This is a genomic window from Corynebacterium callunae, from assembly GCF_046592015.1.
Classification (GTDB): domain Bacteria; phylum Actinomycetota; class Actinomycetes; order Mycobacteriales; family Mycobacteriaceae; genus Corynebacterium; species Corynebacterium callunae_A.
On the sequence record NZ_JAWVOB010000001.1, the window covers coordinates 641,214 to 654,601 of the forward strand.

General features: G+C 54.3%; 10 protein-coding genes. 5 read left to right on the forward strand and 5 right to left on the reverse strand.

What is annotated here, in order from left to right; all coding sequences use genetic code 11:
* From SFC07_RS02985 to SFC07_RS02995, 3 genes are all read right to left on the reverse strand, one after another.
* Nucleotides 1-1,122 (reverse strand): CE1758 family FMN-dependent luciferase-like monooxygenase, encoded by a 1,122-nt coding sequence (locus SFC07_RS02985; protein WP_411206730.1) that lies wholly within the window; start codon nt 1,120-1,122, stop codon nt 1-3.
* Nucleotides 1,123-1,227: 105 nt separating this feature from the next.
* Nucleotides 1,228-1,950: a hypothetical protein gene (locus SFC07_RS02990; protein WP_411206731.1), complete on the reverse strand. Its 723-nt coding sequence runs from the start codon at nt 1,948-1,950 to the stop codon at nt 1,228-1,230.
* Between the two features lie 24 nt (nt 1,951-1,974).
* Complete coding sequence (locus SFC07_RS02995; RefSeq protein ID WP_411206732.1) at nt 1,975-2,547, reverse strand: TetR/AcrR family transcriptional regulator; 573 nt, start codon at nt 2,545-2,547, stop codon at nt 1,975-1,977.
* 114 nt (nt 2,548-2,661) lie between these two features.
* On the opposite strand from SFC07_RS02995, the gene SFC07_RS03000 reads away from it, so the two are divergent.
* The 3 genes from SFC07_RS03000 (at nt 2,662) to SFC07_RS03010 (ending at nt 7,935) form a co-directional block, all read left to right on the forward strand.
* Nucleotides 2,662-3,333: a hypothetical protein gene (locus SFC07_RS03000; RefSeq protein ID WP_411206733.1), complete on the forward strand. Its 672-nt coding sequence runs from the start codon at nt 2,662-2,664 to the stop codon at nt 3,331-3,333.
* Entirely contained in the window at nt 3,333-5,192 is a 1,860-nt protein-coding gene (locus SFC07_RS03005) for a YhgE/Pip family protein (RefSeq protein ID WP_411206734.1), read from the forward strand. The genes SFC07_RS03000 and SFC07_RS03005 overlap by 1 nt, the downstream gene beginning before the upstream one ends.
* A gap of 82 nt (nt 5,193-5,274) precedes the next feature.
* On the forward strand, nt 5,275-7,935 hold the full coding sequence (locus SFC07_RS03010; protein ID WP_411206735.1) for an SNF2-related protein: 2,661 nt from the start codon (nt 5,275-5,277) through the stop codon (nt 7,933-7,935).
* Here SFC07_RS03010 and SFC07_RS03015 read toward each other — a convergent pair.
* Nucleotides 7,928-8,890, reverse strand: a complete 963-nt coding sequence (locus SFC07_RS03015; protein ID WP_411206736.1) for an FAD-dependent oxidoreductase — start codon at nt 8,888-8,890, stop codon at nt 7,928-7,930. The two genes, SFC07_RS03010 and SFC07_RS03015, sit on opposite strands and share 8 nt — an antisense overlap.
* A gap of 52 nt (nt 8,891-8,942) precedes the next feature.
* Nucleotides 8,943-9,830: a neutral zinc metallopeptidase gene (locus SFC07_RS03020; protein WP_411206737.1), complete on the reverse strand. Its 888-nt coding sequence runs from the start codon at nt 9,828-9,830 to the stop codon at nt 8,943-8,945.
* Nucleotides 9,831-10,099: 269 nt separating this feature from the next.
* On the opposite strand from SFC07_RS03020, the gene aspS reads away from it, so the two are divergent.
* Nucleotides 10,100-11,893 (forward strand): aspartate--tRNA ligase, encoded by a 1,794-nt coding sequence (gene aspS / locus SFC07_RS03025; protein ID WP_411206738.1) that lies wholly within the window; start codon nt 10,100-10,102, stop codon nt 11,891-11,893.
* Between the two features lie 156 nt (nt 11,894-12,049).
* Nucleotides 12,050-13,249: a phosphotransferase family protein gene (locus SFC07_RS03030; RefSeq protein ID WP_411206739.1), complete on the forward strand. Its 1,200-nt coding sequence runs from the start codon at nt 12,050-12,052 to the stop codon at nt 13,247-13,249.
* Nucleotides 13,250-13,388 lie beyond the last annotated feature (139 nt).

Genomic DNA, 13,388 nt, shown 5'->3' on the forward strand with positions numbered 1-13,388 from the left:
TTATTTCTGGTCGGCGGGCTGGCCGGGGTTAACTTTGAAGTGTGGGCTATTGGGGTTAGCCAAGAGGGAGCGGTGGGTTGGAGGATCGGAAGGAACGTGATCTGGACGGCGTTCCTCCATACGACGACGAACCTCTGGGACAACATCGCGGCCGAGGCGCTCGATCTGATCAAGAACCACCTCGAGTGGTAGACCGGCGTGGTCCACCAGGAAGAGCTGACGCTGGTAGTCGCCTACCCAGTCGGCAAATTCCATGGTGCGCTCAATGACCTGCTCCGCGGTGCCCACGGTCAGTGGGGTCATGCGGGTGAAGTCTTCCATGGAAGGACCATGGCCATAAACCGGTGCATTGTCGAAGTAAGGGCGGAAGAACTTCTTTGCTTCTTCCTCGGTATCACCGATGAATGCCTGTCCACCCAGACCAACGAAGGCCTGATCCGCCTGGCCGTGGCCGTAGAACTCAAAGCGCTGGCGGTAGAGGTTAACCATTTGTGCGGTGTGCTCTTTGTTCCAGAAGATGTTGTTGTGGAAGAAGCCGTCGCCATAGAAGGCAGCTTGTTCTGCAATTTCGGTGGAGCGGATGGAACCGTGCCAGACGAATGGAGCCACGCCATCAAGGGGAGCTGGGGTGGAGGTATATCCCTGCAGTGGGGTACGGAACTTGCCCTGCCAGTTAACTACTTCCTCGCGCCAGAGGCGACGCAGCAGGTGGTAGTTCTCAATTGCAAGAGGAATGCCCTGGCGAATATCTTTGCCAAACCATGGGTAAACCGGGCCGGTGTTGCCGCGACCCATCATAAGATCCACACGTCCACCGGAAAGGTGCTGCAAGAAGGCGTAATCCTCAGCAATTTTTACTGGATCATTGGTGGTGATCAAGGTGGTAGAGGTGGAAAGCAGCAGTTTCTCAGTCTTTGCTGCGATATAAGCCAGGTGAGTAGTTGGGGAGGAAGGAACAAAAGGAGGGTTGTGGTGCTCGCCGGTGGCGAAGACGTCTAGGCCTACTTCCTCAGCCTTCAAGGCAATTTTGGTCATTGCCTCAATGCGCTCAGCCTCGGTGGGGGCCTTGCCGGTATTGGGATCTACGGTGACATCGCCAATGGTGAAAATTCCGAATTGCATGGTGTGCGCTTCTTCCTGGAGGGGTTCTAACTAATGTTTGTTGATGTGTCACCATTCTAAAACTTTTAGTTGTCGGGCGCAACTATTGCCTGTGGGAAGAGTGGGCTAAGAGTTCTCCAGCTTGTCCAACATGATCCTGAGATCCCAACCAGTGATGAGGCGAAGGGGCTTTTGATGTTTTTTGCCAGCTTCATTAATGATGACTGACCACGGCAGATCGGGTCCGGTCATGGTGTCAATGACTTCCTGGGCGGTGGCAGTGCGGGGGAGGAAGACTGCTGCATCGGAGTGTTCAGCATATTCCAGCACGTCTTTAATAATCCGTGCGTCCAACTTGGCATTATCTTTAAGGTCGGCAGCGATCCAGCGGGCAATGGTGTTGGTGGTAAGAAGTCCTACATATTCCGAGCCCTGATAAATGGGGACCTGGGAAATGAAGGTAGTGCGCACAACTTCCAACACTGCGGAGATATGATCATCAAGCTTGAAGATTAGTGGCTTTTGCGCAGGCAATAGTTCCAGGGCGAGCGGCGGGTTGAGGAGCGTGCTGCGGATTTTCTCAATTTCTGCCACAGTGTCTGGCCTGGGATCGGCAATTGGCAGATTGTCATGATAGGTGCCATGACTAATCGCATTTCTCAATTCCGCAAAGGCTCTGAGACTTTCCGCCTGGGGTTCATTAATGAGGTGCCTTTTTACGGCTTGTCCCACCATCCAGCGGAAAGAATCGGAAAGCTCAGCTTTCAGTTGAGTTCTTAAAAAGGCCTCGATGTCATTAAAAGCTGCGAGAAATAAGGTGGCGCGATCAGGTTCGTGATTGGCAGTCATGGCCCCGACTTTAGTGGGATTGCGTTATACCGGCTGGCTTCCGTGTTTAATGCCAGAAAGAAAAATCCCAAGAAGAGTGGTGGAGAGATCGCCTGCAGCTGCAGCTAAAGCGGGCATTGGAGTACGGGAAATGGTGATTAGTCCCACGATATAGGTGCGTTCATCAATATCGGGGTGCACTAGGCCATGCTTTTTACCGTGGTTAATGAGGGTCTCAGTAAGTTCTTCTGTTTTTTGACGGAGCTGGGAAACCTCCGGTGGAAGTTCGTCCAAGCTGCGCGGAACCAGAGCTGGAACCAGGGACCCTAAACCTTTATCAATGAGGGCGCGATTAAAAGAGGTCCAGGTCGCGCCGGGTTCTTGATCAAAGTTGGCGATGGCGGCTTCCTCTAGGGCAATAACGCCTTCGAAGAGGAAATGGGCGCAGGCCATGTCTAAAGAAAAGCGATCGGGGAAATTCCTATAGACAGTGGCAATACCCACGCCTGCCTTTTCTGCAATATTTTCCATGGTCACCGAATCATGGTGCTGGCTACGATAAAGCTCACAGGCAGTGGCGATGATTTTTTGCCGCCGGGCGCGGGCATCAGTGCGCATTGGCTGGGGCCTCCTCCAGGAGTTTTAGTGCTGGGTTGACAGCGGGGGATGGTTAGTCCGTATGATATTACACCATTAAGTGATAGTGTTCCCTCCACTTAGGGAAGAAGACAAATGAACACTCCAATTCTGCAAACTTTTGGAATCACCATCCGCGGAACCGACTTCGCCGATGTAGAGATTCCCCCAACCCAAGGTCTCACCCTGCTAGAGACCGGACGTGAATCCCACGCCAGTTCTTTTTCCATGGTGCTCAGCGGACGCATGAATGCCAAAGGAAGTATTGAACTGGCTGGTAAGGCAGCCAACACAAAATCTCTGGCCAAGCACATTGCACTAGCAGGGGTCTCGGAAATTGACTCCCTGGAACGCCTGGTGAATGTGCGCACCGTGGTGCGCGAGCAGATTGCCTGGGCAAACCCCTGGTACCGTCCCACACCCCACAACCTGGAGCGGCACCCACAGTGGGTGGACGTCGCAAAGCAACTGTCTTTAAACCTTGATCCCCACGCAGCAGTGGGTGAGCTGAGTGTGGTTGAGCGTTTTAAGTTGCGTGTGGCTTTGGCGTTGGTTGCGCGCCCGGAGGCAGCGGCGTTGGTGGTTGATGATCCGGATCAGGTGCGCAGTATGGCATTGCGCGCGGAGATTTTGGAAAGCCTCAAAGTGCTTTCTGAGCAGCTGCCCGTGATCGTGGTGTCACCCAACCCAGATTTTGATGACATTGCCGATTTCAGCATGCCGATCACCCCGCAAACTCTGCCGTATTCCACTAAGGAGGCCAAATAATGGCGCTCATTCACTTTGGCACCGAACTCAAAAGATTCGGCCGCGGCAAGCTGCCACCCCTGGGATTTTTGGTTGTCATGCTCATGCCACTGCTGTTCGGCGGCGTTTTTGTGTGGGCCTATTATGACCCGATCGGCGGGCTGTCCAAACTGCCAGTCGCCGTGGTTAATGAGGATACCGGCGAGCTTGATGCTGGCTCGCAGGTGGTGGACAACCTGCTGCAAAGCGATAGCGTGAACTTTATTGAGGTCAGTGCGGAAGAAGCGCGCGCCGGCATTAATGATGGCACCTACTACTTTGGCATTGAAATTCCGGAAAATTTCAGTGATTCCATCGAAAGTGTGGCAGGCGATAATCCGCAACCTGCGACCGTCAACGCCGTTTTTAATAATACCAACGGCTTTATTGCTTCCATGCTCGGCAACCAGGTGGTTAATACCGTGGTGAACAGCATGGATAATGAATTCGGCGTGCGCATCGTGGACAATCTACTGGTCGGCTTTTCCACCATTGATGAAGGCATGACCCAGGCCGCTGATGGCGCCACCCAGCTCGCCGACGGCACCAGCGCCGCCAATGACGGCGCAATTCAGCTTGCCGACGGCGCCGTGACCCTGAACGAGGGCATCAACCAAGCCAACGCCGGTGCCCAGACGCTTGCCGACGGCGTCAGCCAACTCGATAGCAAGCTCGGCACCGCGGCCACAGGTAGTCAGACCCTGGCCGATGGCCTAACCCAGCTTGAAACTGGTACCGAGCAACTGGGAGATGGCGCTACCCAGGTTTCCGATGGGGTAAGCCAACTAGTTGACCAGGTGGCACCGCTTACTGCCTTTGTGCCTGATATCAATACCCAATTGATCACTCTGCGAGATGGTGCAGCAACCATTGCCACCCAGCTTTCAGATCCCAGCAGTACTTATCGATCCGGTATTGATAATGCAGCTGCCGCCTCCCAGCAATTGGCGTCTGGCCTACAACAACTTAAAGACGGCTCCAGCCAACTCAGCGTGGGTGCACGCACCCTTGCTGATGGCACCAGCCAGCTTGCAGCAGGATCCGAGCAACTCGTTGTTGGCGCAGCCGCCCTGCGCGATGGCACAGTACAGCTAGATGAAGGTTCCAGTGAACTTGCTCTCAAGATTGGCGAAGGCGCAGAACAACTACCGACCTTTGCCGAAGATGCAGACAAGACCATTGCCACACCTGTTAACACCGAGCACCAAGGTGACACCCTGCCACTCTTCGGTATTGGTCTGGCGCCCTTCTTTATGTGCGTGGGCCTATTTATGGGAGCCACCGTTACTTGGATGATCCTGCGTCCTATTAGCCGCCGCGCTTTGGATTCCCGCATGGGCGGATTCCGCGGAACCCTCGCTACTTACCTCCCCGCAATGGTCTTGGGCTTTGGCCAAGCAAGCATTATGTGGCTGGTACTTAACTACCTACTCGACCTCAGTCCAGCACACCAACTGGGATTGTGGATCTCAATGGTGATCATCTCCTGGATCTTCATCTCCATCACCCATATGTTTAATAACGTGGGTGGCGCACCAGTTGGCCGCGTGCTCTCGATTGTGTTGATGTCCTTCCAACTGGTGGCATCTGGTGGACTCTATCCCGTGGAAACCCAAGCCCAGTTCTTCCAGTGGTTCCACAAATACGATCCCATCACCTATGCCGTGAACCTCATCCGCCAAATGATCTTTAATGAGACTCCCCAGGAAGACCCGCGCTTTATTCAAGCACTGTGGGTTCTGGCGCTGGTGTGGGTGCTGATGTTGGTGATCTCCACCTTGGCTAATCGCATGAACAAGGTCATCCGGATGAAGGACTATCACCCCGAACTGAAAATCTAGGCTCTTAGGATCGACCTCGCGGGGTTTTGCAAGGTTTGCTAAAAGTAGGCGGTGTCCGTGGCGTCCATGGCAGAATCGACGCATGGACACCGCCTCAATCTCTAACCTGCTCGGCCGCGCACAACAGGCCGTAAATAACGCACAATTGGCGACCCAATTGCACCGCATCCTCCAAATGCAAGGGCAAATCAGAGTAATCAACCCCAGCATTATTGGCGATGACACCTCAAAGCTGCACATTTTTACACCCAACCAGGTGAGCTGGCCGGATAACTTTTATATCAACCTTTTTCTCGAGGGCTTAGGTGCTCCCGAAAAGCTCAGTTCCTATACGGCGGCTGCAGCAGTTATTCCCGGACTCCAACAACAAGTACGCGATGGACACGGCGGATTCTTAAAAAGGCTTTTTAATCCCGCCGCAATTCGAGCTGGCGAACAAGCAGCCTTTGATCTAAAGGCCAAACTAGATGAAATTGATGCCCAAGGCAGGGAGGTAGCCCGGCTTTTAGAAGGCGCACAATTAGCCCGCGACCGCCAAAAGCAAGGGGTACAACTTTTTCCTGGAGTTCACGGTCTAGGGGAGCGCTACCTTGAAACCGCCCGCGCAGCGGTGGCACAGAGCCTGGGGATTTCAACTGGCCCTGCTATAGGGGAGGCCCTCTTTATCCAATGGGATGCACAAACCCTGGCTCAGGCGCGCCGGGTAGTACAACGCTATGCCCAAGACCCCAATTCCGAATTCCGCCTTTATGCCGACGCCCAACGCTGTCTCGCAGAACTCAACAGGCTTCGCGTACGCATTCTTATGGAGCAACTACCCATAGAGGCACTCCGCACCGCCACCGACTATCGCTTACGCTTTGGCTCCCTGGACTCAATCCATGTATCCACAGTGGCGGATGTTTTAAGGGCAAATATTTCCCTCCTAACCACTGTCTCGGGCATCGGCGAACAAACCGCCCAAAGAATGAAAGCAGCTGCCCAAACGCTGGAGACCGAAGCCCTAAATAGGCAGACTTCCTTCATCGGAACTGAACCGTCTGCGCCGGCGCTCGAGCTCATTAAGATCCTGGCCGAATTCGGCCAGGCAGAAACTCTAAGCTCAGAGGAAAGAGCGCGCCGGGTTCGGGTAATTGACTATGTTCAGGCCATCACCCCCAGTGTGCAGCCTTATGTGGTGGTGGGAGCCGGTGCCGATAATGGAGCGCGGATCTGGGAGCAGCTTAATAGTGATTTGGACTGGGTTAACGCCAACCCCAATCTCTTTTATCCGCAGAGCATTATTGAGCCTGCGCCGGACGTATGGCAGGACTATTTGGTCCGCCCCGCGCATTACCAAGCTTTGCTTTCGACGCTACTCGGTCGCGATATCGACGTTGAAGATGAGCTTCTCGACGCAGATACCCTCAAGCGTATTCGTGAGCTCAAGCTAGATACCACCCACATTAAGGAGCTGCACCTGCGTGGATACCAGTCCTATGGCGCGCGTTTTGCCATCGTGCGTGAAAAGGTAATGATCGGTGATGATATGGGTCTGGGTAAAACTGTGCAGGCCATCTCCGTGGCAGCGCACCTGGTGGCCACCAATAAGGATTTCGGGGTGCTTGTTGTGGTGCCGGCCTCTGTCATCGTGAACTGGGTTCGCGAATGTAGGCGCTTTACTAACCTCCCTGTATTTGTGGCGCATGGGGATGGCAAAGCTGAGACGCTCGGGGCTTGGCAAAAAAGTAACGGAATTTTGGTGTGCACCTATGACGGCGCGCGCAGCATGGATATTCCTGCTCCTGGTTTGATTATTGCTGATGAAGCACACCTGATTAAGAATCCTGAGACCAAGAGAAGTAAAGCAGTGGCACAGTTGGTGGAAGCGGCAGACTACGCCTTGCTGATGACGGGTACGCCGCTGGAAAATCGGGTGGGTGAGTTCATCAATTTGATCAAATATATCCAGCCGGATCTTATTGTGACAGGTATGGAGAGCATGGGAGCCGAGGACTTTAGGCGCCGCATTGCTCCGGCCTATTTGCGAAGAAATCAAGCTGATGTCCTTGACGAGCTGCCGGAAAAGACCGATTCCATCGAGTGGATTGAGCTCACTCCGGCAGATCGTGCAGCCTATGATGCGGAGGTGGCTGCCGGAAATTGGATGGGCATGCGCCGCGTCGCGATGCTTAGCCCCGAAGGCCAGGAAGTTTCTGCCAAAATGGCACGCATTCAAGAGCTGCTTGAAGAAGCAGAAGAACACGGCCGCAAGGCGCTTATCTTCACCTTCTTCCTTGACGTCTTAGACGAGCTGGAAAAACACCTCGGCGCCCGGGTGGTCGGCAGGATATCAGGCGAGGTGCCGGCCATTAAAAGACAAGAGCTTGTCGACGAACTGAGTCAGGCTCCTGCGGGTTCGGCTTTGATTGCGCAGATTACCGCTGGTGGTGTGGGTCTTAATATTCAGGCTGCGTCACTGTGTATTATTTGCGAACCGCAGGTAAAGCCCACGATCGAGCAACAAGCAGTGGCGCGTGTGCACCGCATGGGACAAACCGCCACTGTGCAGGTCCATCGCCTAATTGGTGATGAAACTGCAGATGAGCGGATGTTAGAGATTCTTGCCGGAAAGCGCGAGATCTTTGATGTTTATGCCAGGCTTTCGGAATCTGCTGAGGTGCCAGATGCAGTGGATATCACCGAATCGCAGTTGGCCGCCAGCATTATCGACGCTGAAAGAGCCCGTCTGGGTATTACTTAACCTTCTTGCCCAAGGCCTCAGCAATGGTGCGGGCTGCGGCTTTGGCGTAGGGACCCACGCCCGTAATGGTGGCTGCGCCTGGTCCCACCCAGTCGCCATAACCCACATAGTGGATTCCTTCGGTGCCCCTAAAAGGTTTAAGTGCTGGCCTAAAACCAGTACACCAAATGAGGTGGTCTGCCTGAACCTCATCGAGGGAGCTAAAAAGTGGGGTTGCTTTGAGGCGCCCGGAATTACGCGCTTTTAAGACCTCCGGGAGCATGACAATATCACCCAAATTGGAATCTGCTCCGGGATCAGCCTCACCTCGTTGAATCGCGAGGGCGCGTAGACGATTGCGTCGAAAAAGCTCTCGGCCATCAATGTCATCCGGCATCCACCGGGGCTGGTGGCGGGTATACCAGGTGACATCGGCAACGGCGGTGAGCTCTGCGGCGATTTGAGCTGCTGAGTTTGCTGCACCTACAACTGCCACAGTGCTGCCGCGGAAAGACTCAATACCGGGATAGGTGGAAGCATGCCATTGTGTTCCGGAATAGGTGCCTGGATAGGTGGGAATAAAAGGTGCTGACCACGTTCCCGTAGCTCCCACCACATGCTGGGCCGCATAGGACCTATTGGGGGAGTCAATCTTAAAAACTTGACCTTCCGCACTTACGCGACGGACCTGGACCGGCCTTTCCACTGGGATGGAATAGCGCTGCTCATAAGCAGAGAGGTAATTGACCACATGTTCGGCGTTGGGAAAGCCATCATAAGCAGGCATAGGCCAGCCCGGGAGATTTGAAAACTCGGCGGTGGAAAATAGTGTCATTGAAGGCCATACATGCTGCCAGGCACCGCCTGCCTGGGGTTGGTCATCTAGAACCAGGGTGTCAACTCCGGCGCGGAGTAAATAGTAGGCAGTTGCCAATCCCGACTGCCCGCCCCCAACAATGATTGCTTCATGAGTCATAACCTCATTATGCGCTTCCATCGGTGGCAGCGGGGGTTCGTCGAAAAGCGTTTTAGCTGTTTTGGTAGGCGTTGCGGCCGAGGTAGTCGCAGGAGCTCATCTGGCCTGTGTTGTAGCCGTCCAAGAAGGAGGCCTTTCGCTGCTCAGAAGAGCCGTGAGTCCAGCTTTCGGGGTTGACTTCTCCGCCGGACTGCTGCTGGATATTGTCATCGCCCACAGCGGCTGCAGTGGTGAGGGCATCGTCTAGCTGAGCGTCAGTGATGGGCTCGAGCATGGCGTTTTCACCCTTATCGGCGTAGCTAGCCCAGATGCCGGCGTAGCAGTCAGCCTGCAGCTCAATCTTGACGGCGTTGGAATTCTCGCCAGGGTTGTTGTAATCGGAAAGGCCGAGGGTGCCCTCAAGGTTTTGAATGTGGTGCCCGTACTCGTGGGCGACGATGTACATCTGTGCAAGCGGGGCATTCTCAGCACCGAACTGCTCCATCTGCTGGAAGAAGCTGGTATCGAAGTAGGCGCTTTGATCGCTAGGGCAGTAGAAGGGACCAGTGGAGGCAGAGGCAGCGCCACAACCGGTGTTGGTCGCACTGCTGAAGAGGGTGAGGGTTGGCTCCACGTACTCGATATTGGCTTGCGCTGGGAGCTGGGTAGCCCACATTTCATTTACGGAGAATGAGGTGTAGTAGAGGCGACAGTCCACATTTGTATTTGCGTCTGCACCGGTTTGGCATTCGTCAAAGCTGGAAGAATCGCCGGATTCAATTTGGCCTTGGTCCTGGCCGCCGCCGAGGAGCTCATCAACCTGGCCGGGGTCGCCGCCGAGCAGGATAAAAAGTCCTACTAGCAATAGGCCACCGATGCCGCCGCCCATGGCCATACCTTTACCGCCGCCGCCTTTGCGGGCATTTCCGCCTGAACGGGTTACATCGTCACGAAAAGTCATGAGGAAATCATTACACAATAAAGTCCCAATAGCGGGGATTGAACATAACAAATTGGTAGCGCTTGTATATTTTGGTCGCAGCTGGGGGCTCCAATAGTTGTCCTTATAGTTCAGGGGGAGGGCGCGGGCGGGTACAATGCCAGTGTTGCCTGTTTCTGCACAGTTTGCGTGCCTATTTGCCGCGTGCGCCTGGAAATTATCTCGATATAATCCGGGGCTGATTCAGAAACCATCGACTGACAATCTCAAGTGGAAGGACTTCCAACAACGTGCTGCGCACTCATCTTTCTGGCGAGCTTCGTAAAGAAAACGCAGGCCAGTCAGTAACTCTGACCGGCTGGGTAAACCGTCGCCGTGACCACGGTGGCGTGATCTTCATCGATCTTCGTGACCGCACCGGTATCGCCCAGGTAGTTTTCCGCAATGAGGACGTCGCTGAACGTGCACACGCACTGCGCAGCGAGTTTGTCCTGCGGGTTACCGGCGTTGTCGAAGAGCGTCCTGAGGGTTCCCAGAACCCCAACCTGGCTTCCGGTGATATTGAAGTCAGCGTTACAGACTTCGAGGTTCTTAATGAGTCTGTTCCACTTCCATTCCAGATTGAGGATTCTTCCTCTGCTGGTGAAGTTGGCGAAGAGACCCGCCTGAAGTACCGCTACTTGGACCTGCGTCGTCCAGTGCAGGCTAACGCACTGCGTTTGCGCTCTGCTGCTAACAAGGCAGCTCGCGCTGTTTTGGATAACCACGATTTCACCGAAATCGAGACCCCAACCTTGACTCGCTCCACCCCAGAAGGTGCGCGCGACTTCCTGGTGCCAGCACGTCTGCGCCCGGGTACCTTCTACGCTTTGCCACAGTCCCCACAGCTGTTCAAGCAGTTGCTGCAGGTTGCAGGCATGGAACGTTACTATCAGATCGCTCGTTGCTACCGCGATGAGGATTTCCGCGCAGACCGTCAGCCTGAGTTCACTCAGCTGGACGTCGAAATGTCCTTCGTGGACCAAGATGACGTTATCGCTTTGGCTGAAGAGATTATTTCTGCAGTGTGGAAGCTCATTGGATATGAGATCAAGACTCCTATCCCACGCATGACCTACGCCGATGCAATGCGTCGTTATGGTTCTGACAAGCCTGACCTGCGCTTTGACATTGAAATCACCGAGTGCACCGACTTCTTCAAAGACACCTCTTTCCGCGTGTTCAAGAATGAATACGTCGGCGCAGTTGTGATGAAGGGTGGCGCTTCCCAGCCACGCCGTCAGCTTGATGCTTGGCAGGAATGGGCAAAGCAGCGCGGTGCTAAGGGCCTGGCATACATCCTCGTTGGTGAAGATGGCGAGCTGTCCGGACCTGTTGCTAAGAACATCACCGAAGAAGAGCGTGCTGGAATTGCTGCTCACGTAGGTGCTGAGCCCGGTGACTGCATCTTCTTCGCAGCCGGTGAGACCAAGTCTTCTCGCGCACTGCTGGGCGCTGCCCGCGGTGAGATCGCCAAGAAACTGGACCTGATCAAGGAAGGCGACTGGGCTTTCACCTGGGTTGTTGACGCTCCAATGTTTGAGCCAGCTGCTGATGCCACCGCTTCCGGTGACGTTGCTCTCGGCCACTCCAAGTGGACCGCCGTACACCATGCATTCACCTCTCCAAAGCCTGAGTTCCTCGATACTTTCGATGAAAACCCAGGTGAAGCACTTGCTTATGCATATGACATCGTCTGCAATGGCAATGAAATCGGTGGCGGTTCCATCCGTATCCACCAGCGTGCAGTGCAAGAGCGCGTCTTCCAGGTAATGGGCATCACCGGTGAAGAAGCTCGTGAGAAGTTCGGCTTCTTGCTTGACGCCTTCGCTTTCGGCGCTCCTCCACACGGCGGAATTGCCTTCGGTTGGGACCGCATTGTGTCTCTGCTGGGTGGATTTGAGTCCATCCGCGATGTTATTGCCTTCCCGAAGTCCGGTGGCGGAATTGATCCTCTGACCGATGCACCTGCTCCGATTACCCCGCAGCAGCGCAAGGAAGCCGGTATCGACGCGAAGCCTAAGGCTGCCGCTAGCGAGCAATAACCCGTCGAAAAGCGCTTTTCGACGCCGCCTGGCACCCGCAGTGCCCGGCCCATCAGCGGGGGTGAGGTGACTTAAATCACCCCCGCTTTGCTGGGTGCTCTGTACCATAGAAAAAGGTCTAGTTGCATTCGGTGCATAAAGAAGGAGACGAAACCCATGCTAAGCCACGAAGAAATCGTCGAGACCGCCGAACTGCTATTGGCGAAACGCTACGGCGGTACCCAAACGCTTTCTGAGATTGAGCAATTGGGTGGATCCAGCACAGCTACCGTTTTGCGGGCGCGGGTGGCAAATTCCCCGTTTTTGCAGCAGCGCTCGGTGATTTTGAAATTTGTGCCAGCAACTGGCGATGTTTTTGATGATTCCGCACTGGTTCGCGAGGTTGTTTCCTATCAATTCACCACGTCTTTGACCGAAGATGTGCGCCCCGGTCCCGTTATTTTGGCCTATGACATTGACAAACGCATCATCGTGCTCTCCGATTCGGGCAATGGAGATACCTTTGCCGAACTTTTGGAGCAGCGTACCGGCGATCAGCGCATGCAAATTTTGCGAAACCTGGGGCAATCCTTGGGTAGCTTGCATGCGGCAACTGCCGACCGTGAAGCTGATTTTGATATCCTCATGGCTCGTATGCTGGCGCGTTTCCCAGGTACTACAACCTTGCAGAAGCAGCGTGATCGTTTGTTGCCAGCTGCTATCGACCTCGGAATTAAGGTCCTGGAGGACGCTGGAATCAAGATTCCGGCTGTGGTTAAAGAATTTGCCCGCGACGCTAAGCGACGCCTCATCTCCGGCCGTCACCGCGCCTTCACGCCATTTGATCTTTCTCCTGACAACATCATTGTCGCTGAAAGAACCCACTTTTTGGACTATGAGGTTGCAGGTTTCCGCGATGCCACCTTTGACCTGGCAAGTGTGATTGCAGGATTCCCGCAGTATATTTTTACCCACCCAATCACCGATGATGAAGCCGATGAACTTATCGATTCTTGGGTGCAGGAAGTGCGCGGAATTTGGCCAAATGTGAACAATGAGGAGCGTTTGCAAGCTCGTGTTGTTACTGCACTTATTGGTTGGGCGCTGTCGAGCGTTGCTGTGATGAAACTTGGATCATTGGCTGCATTGGTGAACTTCCTGCACACCTCAGAAGAGGGCGTGACCACCTTGAACTTCGAAGAGTTTGAGGAGTTTTCCAGGGCACAGGGTGTTGATGGTGGACAAATGGAGCGTCGCGATTTGGGGGAGACCTTTGAGGCGCTGCAAAGATTCGCAGCCCGTGGAATGGATTCGCGATTTCCTGAAGTTGCGCGTTTTGCCGATGATGTCACCAAGGCTTTGTTAAAGCGCGACTAGTTGCTTTTGCGCTCTTTCGCACGGATTTGCGGTGTTTTTTCTGAGTTTTTGCTTAGTGAAATGGGCTTTTGGAGTTGTTTTTAATGACTTCAGGAGCCCTTTTTTCTTTGTTTGAGTGAGGATGGCTCCGAGTGTTTCT

Excerpts from the sequence above, each read along its gene's own strand:
- SFC07_RS03015 (WP_411206736.1), bottom strand. The coding sequence starts at position 8,890 with ATGACTCATGAAGCAATCATTGTTGGGGGCGGGCAGTCGGGATTGGCA.
- SFC07_RS03010 (WP_411206735.1), top strand. The coding sequence starts at position 5,275 with ATGGACACCGCCTCAATCTCTAACCTGCTCGGCCGCGCACAACAGGCC.
- SFC07_RS03000 (WP_411206733.1), top strand. The coding sequence starts at position 2,662 with ATGAACACTCCAATTCTGCAAACTTTTGGAATCACCATCCGCGGAACC.
- SFC07_RS03005 (WP_411206734.1), top strand. The coding sequence starts at position 3,333 with ATGGCGCTCATTCACTTTGGCACCGAACTCAAAAGATTCGGCCGCGGC.
- SFC07_RS03020 (WP_411206737.1), bottom strand. The coding sequence starts at position 9,830 with ATGACTTTTCGTGACGATGTAACCCGTTCAGGCGGAAATGCCCGCAAA.
- SFC07_RS02990 (WP_411206731.1), bottom strand. The coding sequence starts at position 1,950 with ATGACTGCCAATCACGAACCTGATCGCGCCACCTTATTTCTCGCAGCT.
- SFC07_RS02995 (WP_411206732.1), bottom strand. The coding sequence starts at position 2,547 with ATGCGCACTGATGCCCGCGCCCGGCGGCAAAAAATCATCGCCACTGCC.
- SFC07_RS02985 (WP_411206730.1), bottom strand. The coding sequence starts at position 1,122 with ATGCAATTCGGAATTTTCACCATTGGCGATGTCACCGTAGATCCCAAT.
- SFC07_RS03030 (WP_411206739.1), top strand. The coding sequence starts at position 12,050 with ATGCTAAGCCACGAAGAAATCGTCGAGACCGCCGAACTGCTATTGGCG.